Below are 17,025 nucleotides of genomic sequence, written 5' to 3' on the forward strand. Positions count from 1 at the left end.
CAATGTTTCTGAGGTGTCGACAAGTGGATACAAAGAAGCCCGCAGTCCTTTCGGGCTGCGGGCTTGCTGATGAACGCCGTTGCTTAAGCTGTCTGTGAGCGGTTTTTCAATCGACTCAAGCTGTTACAACCCCACTCACTCCTTGTGCGGTGCTGGCTGTTGTTGGGTAAGGCAGTGGATGTTACCGCCGCCCAGTAACAGTTCGCGGCCCGGCACCATCACCACCTCGTGCTGCGGGAAAAGCGTCTGCAAAATTTCCTTGGCTGGACCGTCCATCGGATCATCAAAACTCGGCGCGATGATGCCGCCGTTGACGATCAGGAAGTTCACGTAGGAACCGGCCAGACGAACGCTCGGATTGCGCTCCTGAGTGCCGTCCACCGGATCGACACCGGCGCACTCTTCCTCGGTCGCGTACAGCGGACCCGGAATCGGCATTTTGTGCACCGTAAATGGGCGACCCTTGGCGTCGGTGCTGCTTTCCAGCACCTTCATCGCGGCCTGGCAGCGCGGGTAGTTCGGGTCTTGTGGGTCATCGGTCCAGGCCAGTAATACTTCGCCTGGGCGCACGTAGCAGCAGAAGTTATCCACATGACCGTCGGTTTCGTCGTTGAACAAACCGTCCGGCAGCCAGATGATTTTATCCACAGCCAGATTCGCGCTGAGCACCGCTTCGATTTCTGCACGGTTCATGTGCGGGTTGCGATTGCGGTTGAGCAGGCATTCTTCGGTGGTGATCAAGGTGCCTTCACCGTCGACGTGAATCGAACCGCCTTCGAGCACAAAACCCTCGGTGCGATAGCGCGGGCTGCGTTCGATCTCAAGGATCTTGCCGCCCACTTGCGAGTCGCGATTCCACGGCGAATACAAGCCGCCGTCAAAACCGCCCCACGCGTTGAAGTCCCAATTCACGCCACGGACTTCGCCACTGTTATTGATGACGAAGGTCGGGCCGGTGTCGCGAACCCAGGCATCGTCGCTGGACATTTCAACCACACGAATATTCGGCACGTCGAGACGGGCGCGAGCGTTTTCGTACTGGCCGGCGGAAACCGCCACGGTCACCGGCTCGAAACGCGCGATGGCCTTGGCCACCGCCACGTGAGCGGCTTGCGCGGGTTTGCCACCCAGGCGCCAGTTGTCCGGACGCTCGGGCCAGACCATCCAGGTCTGGGTTTGCGCTGCCCACTCGGCGGGCATGTAGAAGCCGTCGGCGCGAGGGGTGCTGTTTAAAGTGGTCATGCGGTCAGGACTCCAGGGAACCGTCGAGGGTCTTTAGTGTGCCATACAGGTTCGGGCGACGATCGCGGAACGAACCCCACGCGCTGCGAATGTGCTCCAGTTCGTCGAGGTCGAAGCTCTGAACGAGCACGCCTTCTTCGGTCTTGTCGAGCTCCTGGACTTTCTCGCCGAACTGGTTGGCGATGAACGACGAGCCGTAGAACGTGATGTCGTAGCCGTCCTGCTCTTCATTGCCGATGCGATTGCTGGCGACCAGCGGCATCAAATTGGCGCCGGCATGGCCTTGTTGTACGCGCTGCCAGTGGTCACGGGACGAAATGGTCTTGTCGTGCGGCTCGCTGCCGATCGCAGTCGGGTAGAAGAGGATTTCCGCGCCGAGCAACGCCATGCTGCGGGCGCATTCAGGGAACCACTGGTCCCAGCAGATACCCACGCCGATTTTCGCGTAACGGGTGTTCCAGACTTTGAAGCCGGTATCGCCTGGGTTGAAATAATACTTCTCGTGATAGCCAGGGCCGTCAGGGATGTGGCTTTTACGATAAATCCCGAGGTTGCTGCCATCGGCATCGATGATCGCGATGCTGTTGAAACGGGCACGACCGGCCAGCTCGTAAAAGCTGATCGGCAGCACGACTTGCAGTTCTTTGGCGACTTTCTGGAAATGCTTGATGGCGACGTTGTCTTCCACCGTCGTGGCCAACTGCAGGTAATCCGGGTTCGGCTTCTGGCAGAAGTACGGGGCCTCGAACAGCTCCTGGATCAGGATGATCTGCGCGCCTTTGGCTGCTGCCTCTCGGACCAGTCTTTCAGCGGTCTCGATATTGGCTTCGAGGTCCCAGGAACAGGCCATCTGAGTGGCGGCAACGGTAACGATACGACTCATGAATCATCTCCGGGCAAGTGCTTTCAGGTCGAAGGTGACATCGACCAATGACAGAACGGGTAGCACAGGCGTGATGAGTCACGCCGCGAGCAATGGCGACTTTATAGCCGATAAAAATCGACTTTAAAAGCGATAACCACGCCTACCGTCTAAAATTAAGCACTTAAACCCGATAACAATCGATATTTCGTCCTTTCACTGATCGTTCCCACGCTCCGCGTAGGAATGCAGCCGGGGACGCTCCGCGTCCCAAGAGCGGACGCGGAGCGTCCAGTGAGGCATTCCCACGCGGAGCGTGGGAACGATCAATGTGTTTACAGGCCTTCGGCGAGCACCTTCGACAGGGTGTCGACAAAGAAATCCACGCTCTGGCGCGAGGTCACCATCGGCGGTTTGATCTTGAGCACGTTCAGGTAATCCCCCGTCGGCTGCATGAAAATCCCCAATTCGCGCAGACGATCACACAGCGCTGTGGTTTCTTCGGTCGCCGGCTCCAGGGTTTCGCGATTGCGGATCAGCTCCACGCCCAGGTAGAAGCCAGAACCATGCACCGCGCCCACCAGCGGATGAATATCGATCAACGCCTCAAGCCGCTCCTTGAAATACCCGCCCACCACCTGGGCGTTTTCCCAGAGCTTTTCTTCTTCCATTACATCCAGCACTGCCATGCCGATCTGGCAACTGACCGGGCTGCCGCCGGCCGACGAGAAGAAGTAGCCCTCGGCCTCCAGCGCCTCGGCGATTTCCCGGCGGGTGATCACCGCACCCAATGGCTGGCCGTTGCCCATGCCTTTGGCCATGGTAATGATGTCCGGCACCACGCCTTGCTCTTCGAAGCCCCAGAAGAAATGGCCCATGCGGCCGTAACCGACCTGCACTTCGTCCGCAATACACACGCCGCCTCGGGCGCGCACCATTGCATAGACCTGTTTCAGATAACCCGGCGGCAGCGAGATCCCGCCGGCATTGCCGTACACCGGTTCGCAGATGAAACCGGCCAACTGGCGTTTCTGCTCGGCGATTTTCGCCAGGTTGTGTTCGACGCTGCGCACGTAGTCCGGGGCGCTGTCCGGCCCACGGAATTCACCGCGATAGGTGTTCGGTGCGGTCACCGGATGCACCCAATCGGGACGGCTGCTCAAGGCTTTGGGGTTATCGGCAATCGAGGTCGAGACGGCGTCCGCGCCCACGGTCCAGCCGTGGTAGGCCTCCAGCACGCTGAGCATGTCGCGACCGCCGCTGTAGGCCCACGCCAGGCGGATCGCCAGGTCATTGGCCTCGCTGCCGCTGTTGACCAGGAACACCCGGTCCATGCCATCCGGCGACAACTTCAGCAGGCGCTCGGAAAACTCGGCGACCGCGGCGTAGTTAAAGCGCGAGTTGGTGTTGAGCAGCGACCACTGACGACTGGCCACCGCGGCCATGCGCGGATGACCGTGACCCAGCACCGCGACGTTGTTGAGCATGTCGAGGTAGGAGCGGCCCTGCATGTCGATCAGGTGATTGCGCCAGCCGCGCTCGATGCGTGGCGGGTCGACGTAATAGTGTTTCTGGGTGCGGGCAAAACTGGCGTCGCGGCGGGCCAGCAACGTTTGCGAATCCAGTTCTTCTTCGGCGTCACACGCCAGCCCCAGCAGCGCCGCCGGTGATGGGCACAACGCTTGCCAGGCCAAGGCGCGAGATGGCGTGCAAAACAGCGGCGCATTCAACGAAGCGCCTCGACTCAATTGCACGATCAACGGTCCGCTGACCGAACCCAGCACCTGGCCTTTGACCAGCGCCGCGCCGCTGTGCAGCGACGGGGTCACGCCCCACAAGCGTAAACTCAGTTGCGGGCCGTCGAGTTGCAGCACACCTGCTGCCGATTGATGGACCACGCCGGCAAACGGCGATTCGACAGCCGTGCCATGCGGCACTCGCAACTCCACGTGCAGCGGACACGTTTCGGGCTCGGTCGAGCTATCGGGCCGTGTACGGGACAGCCGATACTGACCATAACGACTGGCCGCCAGGCCATGGGCCACCGCAGCCTCGGTCAACAAACGCTGATCAATCCCTTCCTGCTCCCAGTTACCGGCCTCGAAGTGCGGACTGAGGACACCGAGATCGATCAAGGCAAACTCGCGCCCTACCAGGCTTGGCAGCAACGGCGCAAAGCCTTCGCTACCGATGCTCGGCAATGCCTGGCCAACGCACGTCAGAATCGCCGCTTCCATCAATTCCAGCGGAACCGACATGGCCACCCGGAAGATCTCCCACTCATGGGTCAGGTTGTCGCGACTGTAATCATTGCCCGGATCAATACTGACCTGCTGCTCGCCACTGAGCACTAGCACCGCCGCACGCGCAACGATCAATGGCCAGAGCGCCTGCAGTTCCTCACGCGTGAGCGGATTGACTGCGTGATAAGCCTGAACCGCCGGCAAGATATAAAACGGGTCGCCATCGGCGTGGTGCAGCAACGCCGCGCACGTCACCGATAAATCGGTAATGCGCCAAGTGCGAATCAAATCGCCGAAATCGATTACACCCTGCAATTGCCACTGGCGTTGCGCATCCCGCTGCCAGACCACGTTGTCATCGGTGATGTCCATGTGAATGGCCTGCACCGGCAGCGTGTTCACCAGCGGCTGCAAATGGCGCTGGGCCAACTCGGCCGCATCGGCGATCAACCGGCGCTGCGCGTCATCCTTGATCACGGGCAACAAATGACCGATCAACGCGTTGGCGTGGCGGGCATCCCATTGAAGGGTGCGCTCAAGGCCCGGATGCTCGAAGGCCGCCAACGCCAGGTCCATTTCACCGCAGAGTCGACCAAAACCGGCCACCACAGCACCGGGCAGGTGATCAAGGTGTGTGAGCGACTGGCCTTCGATGTAATCGAGCAGGCGCACGTGCACCGCCTGGCCACCGACGTCCAGCGTAAGCAGGTCAGCGCCATTTTTCGCGGGGATCACTCGCGGAACGTGAACATTGGACTTCTCACCCAAATGCTTGAGACCGGCATGCTGGGCTTGCAGCTCCAGCGCCGAGTAGTCGCCACGGCAGATCTTGAGAACAAAACGCCCCTGGTCACTGTCGAACCGAAAGTTGAGGTCCTGCTGACTGCCCAGGGCCTGCAACCTGCCGCTCAACCCGTAATGCCCCTCCAGCAGCTCTAGCGCTTGCTCCGCAGTCACTTGCGGGCTGGGCAAACTGGCGCGGTGAATCAACGTGGCGAGCGGCATACAACGACCCCTTAAATGTTATTAGGCGCTTATATCGCCACTGCTTGAGGCGTTACGCAACCCCCTTTAAATGCAGTGCCCTCTCGCGCTGGTTTACACTTTGCGGGAGAATGCCGAGCATCAACGCCATTGCTGGAGAAACACCATGAATGTAGTCACCACCGACCTCCCCGGTGTTCTGATCATCGAACCCAAGGTATTTGGTGACGATCGCGGCTTCTTCTACGAAAGCTTCAACGCCAAAGCTTTTGAAGACGCCACTGGCCTGAGCCCAACCTTCGTTCAGGACAACCACTCCCGCTCGCAGAAAGGCGTACTTCGCGGTCTGCATTACCAACTGGAAAACACCCAGGGCAAACTGGTCCGCGTTACGGCCGGTGAAGTGCTGGATGTGGCGGTGGATATTCGTCGCAGCTCGCCGCATTTTGGCAAATGGGTTGCCGTGCGTTTGTCCGCTGACAACCATCGCCAACTTTGGATCCCGGAAGGTTTCGCCCACGGCTTTGTGGTGCTGAGCGATTTTGCCGAATTCCTCTACAAAACCACCGATTACTACACCCCGTCGGCCGAGCGCAGCATCCGTTGGGACGACCCGGACCTGGCCATCGATTGGCAACTGGACGAAGCCCCGCAGTTGTCCGGCAAGGATCAGAACGCCGCTTTCTTCAAGGACGCCGACGTCTTTTCCTGAAATCCGGTCTGAACCTTCGCCACAAGAACGACTTGGCCCAAGCTGCGCAGACTGCGCCGTCAAGCCTAGGCATAATGCGCCTGTACCCACAGGCGCCCGATGCTCATGACTCCGACCCTCCCCCGCAGACCCCGCTGGCGTAGCCTCGCACTGCTTGCGCTGTGCCTGGCGCCGTTGCTGTGGCCGCTGGAACATCTGGCCGAGCGTTATTACCGCAGCGAACTGGCCGGACAGAACCGTCAGACCCTCGACCTGTACGTCGCCAACCTGTTGGGCACGCTGCACCGTTATGAAGTGTTGCCACAGATTCTCGGTGATCTGCCGGCCTTGCGAGCGGTGCTCGGGGCGCCGGACGACAGCGTCACGCAAGGCAATGCCAATCGCCTGCTGAAAAACATCAGCGCCCAGACCGGCGCCGAAGTCATGTACCTGATGGACACCACCGGCAAGACCCTCGCGGCGTCCAATTGGGACAAGCACGACAGCTTCGTCGGGCGTAATTTTGCCTTTCGGCCGTATTTCAGCGAAGCCATGGCCGGGCGGCTCGGGCGCTTTTTCGGCTTGGGCACAACGTCGGCCAAACGCGGCTATTTCTTCGCCGCCGCCGTACGTAACGGCGAGAAAATCGTCGGCGTGCTGGTGGTCAAGGTCGACCTGGACCACACCGAAAGCCTGTGGGGCAAAACCCCGGAACAATTGCTCCTGACCGACCAGAATGGCGTGGTCATTCTCACCTCGCGCCCTGAATGGCGATTCCGCTCGACCCGCCCTTTGAACGAAACAGAAAGCAAAGCGATCACCGCGATTCAACCGTACCCGACCCGCGACCCGAAACCCTTGACGCTCAATCCCAACGCCTGGCTGACACAGACGCAACAGATCGCCGAAACCGGCTGGAACGTCAGCATCCTCGCCCCGCGTACCTTGATCGACCGCCCGGTCCGAACGGTTGTCGCCATTGGCGGTGCGACGCTGTTGGTGTTGATGTTGCTGCTCGGCCTGATGATGCAACGGCGCCGCCACTACCTTGAACGTATCGCTTTCGAAGCCAAGGCCCGACGCGAGCTGGAAGGCCGGGTCGCCGAACGGACCAGCGACCTGGAAGGCCTCAACCGGCGCCTGAAACAGGAAGTGCTGGAACGCGAGCACGCCCAGCAAGAGTTGGTGCGCGCTCAGGATGATCTGGTCCAGGCCGGCAAGCTGTCGGCGTTGGGGACGATGTCGGCGAGCATCAGCCACGAATTGAACCAGCCGCTGGCGGCAATCCGCAGCTACGCGGAAAACGCCGAAGTGCTGCTCGATCATCAACGCACCGACGATGCGCGCGGCAACCTCAAGTTGATCAGCGAACTGACCGGCCGCATGGCCTCGATCATCGCTCATCTGCGCGCCTTCGCCCGACGCGATCGCCATGCGCCGGAAAGCGTGGCGCTACAACCGGCGCTGGACGATGCCCTGGCGTTACTGGCCAAGCGCCGGCGCAGCATGGAAGTCGAGCTGATCCGCGATCTGCCTGCCGCCACATTGTGGGTCGAGGCTGGGGAGACCCGTCTGCGCCAGGTGCTCGGCAACTTGCTGGCCAACGCACTGGACGCGCTGACCGAAAAAGGCCCGCCGCGTAAACTCTGGTTGAGTGCCCAATCCACTGCGGACGGCGTCACTTTGTACATTCGCGACAACGGCCCCGGCTTTTGCATGGAAGCCCTTGGCCGCGCCAGCGAACCGTTTTACACCACCAAGACCCGCACGCAGGGCCTTGGCCTGGGTCTGGCGATTTGCGAAACCCTGATGCGCGCCTTCGGTGGTGAACTGTCGTTCGCCAATCACAAGGAAGGTGGCGCCCTGATTACCCTGAAGCTGCGCGCCGGCGCACCGGGCGTGAGCCTGCAACCGTCCGAGGACCGAAGTGCATGACCATCGATAACCGCGTCCAGGTCGTGTTGATCGACGACGATCCCCATCTGCGTCAGGCCTTGAGCCAGACGCTGGATCTGGCGGGCCTGAAAATTCTCCCGCTCGCCGAAGCCAAAGGCCTGGCCGCTCAACTGGAGCGCGACTGGCCGGGCGTGGTGGTCAGTGACATCCGCATGCCCGGCATGGACGGTCTCGAACTGCTGAGCGAGCTGCATGCCCAAGACCCGGAGCTGCCGGTGCTGCTGATCACCGGCCACGGCGATGTGCCGCTGGCGGTGCAAGCGATGCGCGCTGGCGCTTATGACTTCCTCGAAAAACCCTTCGCCAGCGATGCCCTGCTCGACAGCGTGCGCCGCGCATTGGCCCTGCGTCGTCTGGTGCTGGATAACCGCAGCCTGCGCCTGGCCCTCAGCGACCGCAATGAACTGAGCACCCGACTGGTCGGGCAATCGGCGCCGATGCTGCGCCTGCGCGAACAGATCGGGGCACTGGCGGCGACCAAGGCTGACGTGTTGATCCTCGGTGAAACCGGTGCCGGTAAAGAAGTCGTCGCCCGGGCGCTGCACGATTTGTCGAGCCGCCGTAGCGGTCCGTTTGTCGCGATCAATGCCGGGGCACTGGCCGAATCGGTGGTGGAAAGCGAACTGTTCGGGCATGAGCCTGGTGCGTTCACCGGCGCGCAGAAACGCCGCATCGGCAAGTTCGAATTCGCCAATGGCGGCACGCTGTTTCTCGATGAAATCGAAAGCATGAGCCTCGATGTGCAAGTGAAGTTGCTGCGCTTGCTGCAAGAGCGAGTCGTCGAACGTCTGGGCGGCAATCAGTTGATCCCGCTGGACATCCGCATCATCGCCGCGACCAAGGAAGACCTGCGCCAGGCCGCCGATCAGGGACGCTTCCGCGCCGACTTGTATTACCGCCTGAACGTCGCGCCGCTGCGTATTCCGCCACTGCGCGAGCGCGGTGAAGATGCGCTGATGCTGTTCCAGCACTTTGCCGACGAAGCCAGCGCCCGCCACGGCTTGCCACCCCACGAACTGCAACCGGGGCAACGCGCCCTGCTGCTGCGCCATAGTTGGCCCGGCAACGTACGCGAACTGCAAAACGCCGCCGAACGTTTTGCCCTGGGCCTGGAGCTGGCGCTGGATAACAACGCACCGCAGGGCGCGACCGGCATGACGGTCGACGTGGTCAGTGGCGGTCTGAGCGAGCAAGTGGAAAGCTTCGAGAAGAGCCTGATCGCCGCCGAACTGGCGCGTTCTCACAGCTCGGTGCGCAGCCTTGCCGAAGCACTCGGCATTCCGCGCAAAACCTTGCACGACAAACTGCGCAAGCATGGCCTGAATTTCGCCGACGGTGGCGCCAGCAGCCACACCGACGAACTCGATTGAGCTACCGTCCAATCATCATTTTCAAACAAGAGATCAATGCATGAGCCGCGACAGTCGTCACCTGGAATCAGTTCTCCATCACGACATTCCCCTGACGCGGGCCATGGGCATCAAAGTGCTCGACTGGCACGATCAGCAATTGCGCCTGTACTTGCCGCTGGACGCCAACGTCAACCACAAAAGCACCATGTTTGGCGGCAGCCTGTATTGCGGCGCCGTGTTGGCGGGTTGGGGCTGGCTGCATTTGCGGTTGCATGAAGAAGGGATCAAGGACGGGCACATCGTGATTCAGGAAGGGCAAATCGCCTACCCATTGCCGGTGACCATGGACGCAACGGCGATTTGCCAGGCACCGAGCGCGGCAGTGTGGAAGAAGTTTCTGGCAATGTATCAGCGTTATGGACGGGCGCGATTGACGCTGCATTCGCGGATCGTCAATGCGGACAGTGATGAAGATGCCGTGACGTTTACCGGGCAGTACGTCCTTCACAAATGATCGTTCCCACGCTCTGCGTGGTAACGCCTCAAGGGACGCTCTGCGTCCAGTGACGCGGAGCGTCACGGGCTGCATTCCCACGCAGAGCGTGGGAACGATCTTAACTACGCGCCAACTCCAACAATTTTTCGCGCCAGGCAGCTTTGGCCGGCAGCGCCAAAAAGAACTCATTCAGCAACGATTCCCGCGCCGGATAACAGAACGGCGCGCCGCTCAGATCCAGCACCTCACCGCCCGCCCCTTCCAAGACCCCTTGAGCGGCAGCCGTGTCCCATTGCGAAGTCGGCGCCAGTCGCGGATAACAATCCGCCGCCCCTTCCGCCAACAGGCAAAACTTCAGCGAACTGCCGATATTGGCCAGTTGCAACTCACCCAGGCTGTCGCTCAACCCGGCAAGCAAGCGCTCTTGCTCCGGACTTGAATGACGGCGACTGGCGACCACGGTAAAGGCTTCACCCGCCGCCAGCACTTCGCGAACCTGAATCGGCAGCGGCTCAGCATCTTTATCGCCACGCCAGGCGCCCAAACCGGCGCCACCGACGTAAAAGCGCCCATTGGTCGGCATCGACACCACGCCGAACACCACCCGACCTTGCTCGATCAGGGCAATGTTGACGGTGAACTCTTCACTGCCGGAAATGAACTCCTTGGTGCCGTCCAGCGGATCGACCAGCCACCAGCGCTGCCACCCGGCACGCACGCTCAGGGGAATGTTGGCGTCTTCTTCGGACAGCACGGGAATGCTTGGGTCCAGCGCGGTCAGCCCGGCGAGGATCAGGTGATGAGCCGCCAGGTCCGCGGCAGTCACCGGCGAGTTGTCAGACTTGGCCGTCACGGCAGTCCCCGTGCGCCAGAACGGCAGGATCGCTTCGCCAGCCTTCAATGCCAGTTCAATGACCGGCGCCATCAATGGATGCGGAAAATTCATGGCAGAAATACCCCGCGCTGGGTCAACAGGTCACGGGTCAGGTACAGCGCCGCCAAGGCCCGACCCTCCGTGAATCGTGGGTTCTGCGCCAGGGACGACAATTCACGCAGGTTGATCTTGTCCACACCCATCGGCTCGGGCTCGTCGCCCTCAAGGCGCTCTTCGTACAGATCGGTGGCGAGCACCACCTGGATTTTCTGGCTCATGTAACCGGGTGACAGCGAAAGCTCGGTCAGATGCTCCAGCTGCCGCGCGCCATACCCGGCCTCTTCCTTGAGCTCGCGCTCGGCCGCCGCCAGCACGTCTTCGCCCGGCTCGATCAAGCCTTTAGGCAAGGACAGCTCGTATTCATCGGTGCCACCGCAATACTCTTCGACCAAAACGGCGTGATCGGCGTCGAGCATCGCCACGATCATCACCGCGCCATACCCCGCGCCCTTGCCGACCAAACGCTCGTAGGTGCGCTCCACGCCATTGGAAAAGCGCAGCTTGAGCTCCTCGACACAGAATAAACGGCTGGTGGCGACGATCTCGCGAGCGAGTACGGTGGGTTTCTGGCGCATGAAAGGCTCCTTGGCGTAAGCGGGTTACTATACCCGGCCTATCCTGATTGTTGACCTCGGATATCTTTTTTACCGTCTGGAGAAGTTTTTTATGTCCCTGCTGCCCTGGCGCGACATCGACACCGTTCTGCTGGATATGGACGGCACGCTGCTGGACCTGCACTACGACAACCATTTCTGGATGGAACACCTGCCACAGCGCTACGCCGAGCTGCACGGGGTAAGCCGGGCCATGGCCGAGATGGAATTACAGCCGCTGTTCGAACGCAATGCTGGCCAGTTGCAGTGGTACTGCCTGGATTTCTGGAGCGCTGAACTGAAGTTGCCAGTGCGTGAATTGAAACTGGAGACCGCGCATCTCATTGCCTTGCGCCCGGACGCGGATACGTTTCTGGCGGCAATCAAAAAGGCCGGCAAGCGTGTGGTGATGATCACCAATGCGCACCGGGACTCGCTGTCATTGAAGCTGGAACGGATTGAGCTGGCGCCGTACTTCGAGCGGTTGATCAGCTCGCATGACTACGGTTTTCCCAAGGAGCATCCGCAATTCTGGGAAGCGTTGCAGGCCGATATCGACTTCGATCCGGCGCGCAGTCTGTTTATCGACGATACGTTGCCGATACTGCGCAGCGCACGCGGCTTTGGCGTGGCGCATCTGTTGGCGGTGAGCGAGCCGGACAGCCGCAAAGGGCCGAAAGACACGGCGGAGTTTGCGGCGGTTGGGGATTATCGGGAGCTGATTACAGGGCTCTGAGACTGGGTCGCCTGCTTCGCGAGCAAGCCCGCTCCCACAGGACTTGTGTCGTACACATACATCGTGACCAACACAAAACCTGTGGGAGCGGGCTTGCTCGCGAAGGCCATCACACGGTCTTGAGGCTTACTCGGGAATCCGCAACGACTGCCCAGGATAGATCTTGTTCACATCCTTGAGCATCGGCTTGTTGGCCTCAAAGATTTTGTTGTACTTGTTGGCATCGCCATACACGCGCAAGGAAATAGCGCTGAGGGTGTCGCCCTTCACGACGGTGACAAACTTTGCGGCCACAACCACCGGCCCGGTCACGGTAATCTGATCGTCGACGCTGCCAACACCGGCGATATTGCCCACCGCCAGCAGAATCTTTTCCTTCTCTTCCTGACTGCCAACTTCACCGGTGACCGTGACTTTGTCGCCGTCCACCGTAGCCTGCACATTCGGGTTACCCAGGCCGACCTTGCTGATGTGTTCCTTCAATTGCTCACTGGCATTGGCATTGCCCGGTGTCAGTAGATCGATAAGTTTTTCGCCTGCTTCTTTCACAAAGCTAAAAATACTCATGGTGCACTCTCCTTGGGTTTTGGGTTCCAGACGCAAAAGACTAGACCAAGGCTGCAACACACGGTTCCCACCCGACCAATGACGCCGGTTGCACCCAGGCGCTAGAATCCAGTCCTTCCCGCGCCCTGGAGCGAAGATGGACATCAAGCAGCTGAAATTCCTCATCGCCCTCGACGAAACCCGCCACTTCGGCCAGGCCGCCGCGCGCTGCCACATCACTCAACCGACCCTGTCCATGCGTCTGCGCAGCCTTGAAGAAGAGCTCGACTTGCCGTTGGTCAATCGCGGCCAGCGCTTCGAAGGTTTCACCGCGCCGGGCGAGCGAGTGCTGGCGTGGGCCCGCACCGTGCTGGCGGCTTACGACGGTTTGCAGGCCGAAGCCGCTGCGTGTCGCGGCAATCTGGTGGGTACGTTGCGACTGGGCGTGGTGCCGCTGTCGAGTTTCGATCCGCTGGCGTTAATGCAACGGCTACACACCCAACACCCGAACCTGCGCTTTGAACTCTCGTCCCTGAGTTCCGAACAGATCCTCGAACAACTGTCGAATAACCGCATCGACCTTGCCGTATCGTACCTGGAACGCCTGGACGGTGAGCGTTTCGACTCAGTGGCTTTCAGCGAAACCCACATGGGGCTGCTATACGATCAGCGCTTCTTCAGCTTCGGCGAGGCACCGCTGAGTTGGGAGTCGTTGATCGAGCTGCCCTTGGGCATGCTCACCAGCGGCATGCATTTTCGCCAGTCCATCGACCATAACTTCCACAGCCGTGGCCTGGTGCCGCAACCGTTATTGCAAACCGATGCCGTCCACCAGTTGTTACAAGCGGTGCACGGCGGCTTCTGTTGCGCGGTGATGCCGTTGGACGCTGGTCTCGAAAACCTCACCGATCATTTGCGCCTGCAACCCATCGAAAACGCGCAAACCCTTGCCCGGCTTGGGCTGATCATGCGCCGCAGTGCCCCGCGTTCGGCGTTGGCGGAAGCCTGTTTTGCGCTGTATCAGAAATCGCGGACAGACTCTTGATCGACGTCATCTATCGGTAGATCAGTAATAGCGATTAGACGCGACCTATTGACGCGCCTAGGCTTAAAGCTGATCAAACCGTCGGTGATGCCCCATGAACGCCAAGCGCCCTGTCTGCGCGGCGCCCGCCCTTGAAACGCCCGCGCCCGCCGCTAGCCAGACGTACACCTACAGCGACCTTCAATACACCGAATCCGCCAGCACCGCGTTGGCCGAGGAAGTGGCGTTGGCGATCGCCTATAACGGCATCAGCCAGGCGGTAATGCTGGTGACGCCGACCGACCTTGAAGACTTCATCGTCGGTTTTAGCCTCGGCAGCGGCATCATCGAAGACGCCACTGACATCTACGACTTGCAGCTCAGCGGCTCGGGCTCGGCGCAATACGCGCAAGTGACCATCGCCAATCGTGCGTTCTGGAACCTCAAGCAACAGCGTCGGCAACTGGCCGGCACCAGCGGCTGTGGGCTCTGCGGAGTGGAAGCGGTCGAACAGGCATTGCCGGACCTCAAGGTGTTGCCGGGTGCGCCGTTGCCACCCGCCGAATGGCTCGATGGCTTGCGCCAGCGCATCGGCGCCTTCCAGCCGCTCGGCCAGCATTGCGGCGCGGTGCATGCGGCGGTCTTCATGAACGGTCAGGGCGAATTGCTGCTGGGCCGTGAAGACATCGGCCGGCACAACGCCCTCGACAAACTGATTGGCGGGCTGATCCGTCAGAAGATCCCGACCACGGGCGGCCTGGCGATTGTCACCAGCCGTTGCAGCCTCGAACTGATCCAGAAAGTATTGCGCGCCGGTATCCAGACCCTGGTCAGCCTGTCGTCACCTACCGGCCTTGCCGTGCAATGGGCCCGTCGCCACAACCTCAATCTCATCCATTTGCCACAAAAGAATGCGCCACGGGTCTACAGCCCGGCTTCGGAGAATCAAGCGTGAGCCAACACCAACAAGCCGACCAGAAACCCGTTCCACGTTACAAACCCTATAAAGGCCCCGCCGGTGGCTGGGGCGCACTGGCCAGCGTTGCCCGGGCCTGGCTGACCAGCGACAACGCGTTGAAAAACCTGCGCATGATGCTCAAGACCAACAAGAACGGCGGATTCGATTGCCCCGGCTGCGCTTGGGGCGATTCCAAGGAAGCCGGCATGGTGGCGTTCTGCGAGAACGGCGCCAAAGCAGTGAACTGGGAAGCGACCAAACGGCGGGTCGATGGCGCGTTTTTCGCCAAGCACAGCGTGAGTTCGTTGCTGGAGCAAAGTGACTATTGGCTCGAGTATCAGGGCCGTTTGACCGAGCCGCTGAGCTACGACGCCGAAACCGATCGTTATAAGCCGATCAGCTGGGATGCTGCATTTTCCCTGATCGCCAAACATTTGCAGGGCCTGTCGAGCCCCCACGAGGCCGAGTTCTACACCTCGGGCCGTGCCAGCAACGAAGCGGCGTTCCTCTATCAATTGTTCGTGCGCGCCTACGGCACCAACAATTTTCCCGACTGCTCGAACATGTGCCACGAGGCCAGCGGTGTTGCGTTGGCGCAAAGCGTTGGCGTCGGCAAAGGCACCGTGACCTTCGACGACTTCGAACATGCGGATGCGATTTTTGTCTGGGGCCAGAACCCTGGCACCAACCACCCACGGATGCTAGAACCACTGCGCGAAGCGGTGAAACGCGGTGCGCAGGTGGTGTGCATCAACCCGCTGAAAGAGCGCGGTCTGGAACGCTTCCAGCACCCGCAACACCCGATCGAAATGCTCACCAACAGCGACAAGCCAACCAACACGGCCTACTTCCGCCCCGCATTGGGCGGCGACATGGCGATCATGCGCGGCATGGCCAAGTTCCTGCTGCAATGGGAGCGCGACGCGCAGAAGGCCGGTGAGCCTGCGGTGTTCGACCACGACTTCCTCAATGAACACAGCGTCAACGTGCTGGAATACCTGGGCACCATTGACGACACCCCTTGGGAGCAGATCGTCGAGCAATCCGGCCTGCCCCTGGTGGAAATCGAACAAGCGGCGCGCATGTATGCCAAGGGCAAGAACGTCATCATGTGCTGGGCGATGGGCATCACCCAGCACCGCCACTCGGTCGCGACCATCCAGGAAATCGCCAACCTGATGTTGCTGCGCGGCAACATTGGCCGGCCGGGTGCCGGTCTGTGCCCGGTGCGTGGTCACAGTAACGTGCAGGGCGACCGGACCATGGGCATCAACGAGCGTCCCCCGGCGGCCTTCCTCGATGCCCTGGAACGACGCTTCCAGTTCAAAGTGCCCCGTGAAAGCGGCCACAACGTGGTCGAGGCGATTCATGCGATGGCCGAAGGCCGCGCCAAGGTCTTCATCGGTCTGGGCGGCAACTTCGCCCAAGCCACGCCGGACAGCCCACGGACCTTCCAGGCCCTGCGCAACTGCGACCTGACCGTGCAGATCAGTACCAAGCTCAACCGCAGTCATTTGACCCACGGTAAAGAGGCGCTGATCCTGCCGTGCCTGGGCCGTACCGACATCGACATCCAGACCGAAGGCCCGCAAGCGGTGACCGTTGAAGACTCATTCAGCATGGTCCACGCCTCCAACGGCCAATTGCAGTCATTGTCGAACCAGATGCGTTCGGAGCCAGCGATCATCGCCGGCATCGCCGCCGCGACCCTGGGCAGCAAACCGGTGGACTGGAACTGGCTGGTGGCCGATTACAACCGCATCCGCGACTTGATCGCCGACACCGTTCCGGGCTTTCGCGACTTCAACGAGAAGATCAAGAACCCGGGCGGGTTCTACCTTGGCAACAGCGCTGGTGCGCGCAAGTGGAATACACCGTCGGGCCGGGCCAACTTCCGTCCCAACGTCCTGCCAAAAGACCTGGTTCACGAACGCACGCGCGCCACGGGTGTGTTGCCGGATCTGATCATGCAATCGATGCGCTCCCACGATCAGTACAACACCACGATTTATGGTCTTGATGACCGTTATCGCGGGGTGAAGGGACAGCGTGACGTGTTGTTTGTGAACGAAGCGGACATCATTCGCCTGGGCTTCAAGCCAGGGCAGAAGGCGGACATCGTTTCGATCTGGGACGATGGTCGTGAGCGTCGCGTGAAGGGCTTTACGCTGCTGGCGTTTGATATCCCTGCGGGGCAGGCAGCGGCTTACTATCCGGAAGTGAATCCGCTGGTGCCCCTGGAAAGCACCGGTGACGGCAGCCATACACCGACGTCGAAGTTTGTCGCGATCCGCCTGGAGGCGGCGAGTGAGACCGGGTTGATCATGGCCAAGTCGGCCTGACGCGCTAGCAGGTATGGCCTCTTCGCGAGCAAGCCCGCTCCCACAGTGATCGCATTATTCCTGAAA

14 protein-coding genes are annotated in these 17,025 nt (G+C 60.8%); 8 read left to right on the forward strand and 6 right to left on the reverse strand.

Annotation, left to right across the window (positions count from 1 at the left end):
* Window positions 1-135: 135 nt before the first annotated feature.
* The 3 genes from aguA to HNR03_RS28005 all read right to left on the reverse strand — a co-directional run bounded on the left by aguA (window position 136) and on the right by HNR03_RS28005 (window position 5,352).
* The gene (aguA, locus tag HNR03_RS27995) at window positions 136-1,242 is read right to left on the reverse strand and encodes an agmatine deiminase (RefSeq protein ID WP_259157296.1); all 1,107 of its coding nucleotides are present in this window, start codon (window positions 1,240-1,242) and stop codon (window positions 136-138) included.
* Between the two features lie 4 nt (window positions 1,243-1,246).
* Window positions 1,247-2,125, reverse strand: a complete 879-nt coding sequence (gene aguB, locus HNR03_RS28000; RefSeq protein WP_090176886.1) for an N-carbamoylputrescine amidase — start codon at window positions 2,123-2,125, stop codon at window positions 1,247-1,249.
* 314 nt (window positions 2,126-2,439) lie between these two features.
* Window positions 2,440-5,352, reverse strand: coding sequence for an aminotransferase (locus HNR03_RS28005; protein WP_259157301.1), 2,913 nt, complete (start codon window positions 5,350-5,352; stop codon window positions 2,440-2,442).
* Window positions 5,353-5,497: 145 nt separating this feature from the next.
* Between HNR03_RS28005 and rfbC the strand changes: the two genes are divergently transcribed.
* From rfbC to HNR03_RS28025, 4 genes are all read left to right on the forward strand, one after another.
* Window positions 5,498-6,043, forward strand: coding sequence for a dTDP-4-dehydrorhamnose 3,5-epimerase (rfbC, locus tag HNR03_RS28010; RefSeq protein ID WP_222589348.1), 546 nt, complete (start codon window positions 5,498-5,500; stop codon window positions 6,041-6,043).
* Window positions 6,044-6,148: 105 nt separating this feature from the next.
* Entirely contained in the window at window positions 6,149-7,957 is a 1,809-nt protein-coding gene (locus tag HNR03_RS28015; RefSeq protein ID WP_090176894.1) for an ATP-binding protein, read from the forward strand.
* Window positions 7,954-9,348 (forward strand): sigma-54 dependent transcriptional regulator, encoded by a 1,395-nt coding sequence (locus tag HNR03_RS28020; RefSeq protein ID WP_259157303.1) that lies wholly within the window; start codon window positions 7,954-7,956, stop codon window positions 9,346-9,348. Before HNR03_RS28015 ends, HNR03_RS28020 begins: the two co-directional genes overlap by 4 nt.
* 40 nt (window positions 9,349-9,388) lie before the next feature.
* Window positions 9,389-9,844, forward strand: coding sequence for a thioesterase domain-containing protein (locus tag HNR03_RS28025; RefSeq protein WP_259157305.1), 456 nt, complete (start codon window positions 9,389-9,391; stop codon window positions 9,842-9,844).
* A 100-nt stretch (window positions 9,845-9,944) separates the two neighbouring features.
* On the opposite strand, the gene cysQ is transcribed toward HNR03_RS28025, so the two are convergent.
* Together cysQ and nudE are read right to left on the reverse strand one after the other, a co-directional pair.
* Complete coding sequence (cysQ, locus tag HNR03_RS28030) at window positions 9,945-10,772, reverse strand: 3'(2'),5'-bisphosphate nucleotidase CysQ (protein ID WP_259157307.1); 828 nt, start codon at window positions 10,770-10,772, stop codon at window positions 9,945-9,947.
* Entirely contained in the window at window positions 10,769-11,335 is a 567-nt protein-coding gene (nudE, locus tag HNR03_RS28035) for an ADP compounds hydrolase NudE (RefSeq protein ID WP_208670534.1), read from the reverse strand. Before nudE ends, cysQ begins: the two co-directional genes overlap by 4 nt.
* Window positions 11,336-11,426: 91 nt before the next feature.
* Between nudE and yrfG the strand changes: the two genes are divergently transcribed.
* On the forward strand, window positions 11,427-12,089 hold the full coding sequence (gene yrfG, locus HNR03_RS28040) for a GMP/IMP nucleotidase (protein WP_222589342.1): 663 nt from the start codon (window positions 11,427-11,429) through the stop codon (window positions 12,087-12,089).
* A gap of 126 nt (window positions 12,090-12,215) precedes the next feature.
* Here the strand turns inward: yrfG and lysM are convergent, their stop codons facing one another.
* The gene (gene lysM / locus HNR03_RS28045) at window positions 12,216-12,656 is read right to left on the reverse strand and encodes a peptidoglycan-binding protein LysM (RefSeq protein ID WP_222589341.1); all 441 of its coding nucleotides are present in this window, start codon (window positions 12,654-12,656) and stop codon (window positions 12,216-12,218) included.
* A 136-nt stretch (window positions 12,657-12,792) separates the two neighbouring features.
* On the opposite strand from lysM, the gene HNR03_RS28050 reads away from it, so the two are divergent.
* The 3 genes from HNR03_RS28050 (at window position 12,793) to HNR03_RS28060 (ending at window position 16,959) form a co-directional block, all read left to right on the forward strand.
* A complete protein-coding gene (locus HNR03_RS28050; RefSeq protein WP_222589340.1) occupies window positions 12,793-13,680 on the forward strand; it encodes a LysR family transcriptional regulator in 888 nt (295 codons plus the stop codon).
* A gap of 94 nt (window positions 13,681-13,774) precedes the next feature.
* Window positions 13,775-14,614, forward strand: coding sequence for a formate dehydrogenase accessory sulfurtransferase FdhD (gene fdhD / locus HNR03_RS28055; RefSeq protein ID WP_259157311.1), 840 nt, complete (start codon window positions 13,775-13,777; stop codon window positions 14,612-14,614).
* Window positions 14,611-16,959 carry an FdhF/YdeP family oxidoreductase gene (locus tag HNR03_RS28060; protein WP_259157313.1) on the forward strand — a complete coding sequence of 783 codons (2,349 nt, stop codon included), beginning with the start codon at window positions 14,611-14,613 and terminating at the stop codon, window positions 16,957-16,959. Before fdhD ends, HNR03_RS28060 begins: the two co-directional genes overlap by 4 nt.
* The last annotated feature ends 66 nt before the right edge of the window (window positions 16,960-17,025 follow it).

This window comes from Pseudomonas sp. JAI111, from assembly GCF_024809425.1.
Lineage (GTDB): Bacteria > Pseudomonadota > Gammaproteobacteria > Pseudomonadales > Pseudomonadaceae > Aquipseudomonas.

Coding starts and splice junctions, on each gene's coding strand:
- nudE (WP_208670534.1), bottom strand. CDS start 11,335: ATGCGCCAGAAACCCACCGTACTCGCTCGCGAGATCGTCGCCACCAGC.
- yrfG (WP_222589342.1), top strand. CDS start 11,427: ATGTCCCTGCTGCCCTGGCGCGACATCGACACCGTTCTGCTGGATATG.
- HNR03_RS28005 (WP_259157301.1), bottom strand. CDS start 5,352: ATGCCGCTCGCCACGTTGATTCACCGCGCCAGTTTGCCCAGCCCGCAA.
- cysQ (WP_259157307.1), bottom strand. CDS start 10,772: ATGAATTTTCCGCATCCATTGATGGCGCCGGTCATTGAACTGGCATTG.
- fdhD (WP_259157311.1), top strand. CDS start 13,775: ATGAACGCCAAGCGCCCTGTCTGCGCGGCGCCCGCCCTTGAAACGCCC.
- lysM (WP_222589341.1), bottom strand. CDS start 12,656: ATGAGTATTTTTAGCTTTGTGAAAGAAGCAGGCGAAAAACTTATCGAT.
- HNR03_RS28050 (WP_222589340.1), top strand. CDS start 12,793: ATGGACATCAAGCAGCTGAAATTCCTCATCGCCCTCGACGAAACCCGC.
- HNR03_RS28025 (WP_259157305.1), top strand. CDS start 9,389: ATGAGCCGCGACAGTCGTCACCTGGAATCAGTTCTCCATCACGACATT.
- HNR03_RS28015 (WP_090176894.1), top strand. CDS start 6,149: ATGACTCCGACCCTCCCCCGCAGACCCCGCTGGCGTAGCCTCGCACTG.
- HNR03_RS28020 (WP_259157303.1), top strand. CDS start 7,954: ATGACCATCGATAACCGCGTCCAGGTCGTGTTGATCGACGACGATCCC.
- rfbC (WP_222589348.1), top strand. CDS start 5,498: ATGAATGTAGTCACCACCGACCTCCCCGGTGTTCTGATCATCGAACCC.
- aguA (WP_259157296.1), bottom strand. CDS start 1,242: ATGACCACTTTAAACAGCACCCCTCGCGCCGACGGCTTCTACATGCCC.
- aguB (WP_090176886.1), bottom strand. CDS start 2,125: ATGAGTCGTATCGTTACCGTTGCCGCCACTCAGATGGCCTGTTCCTGG.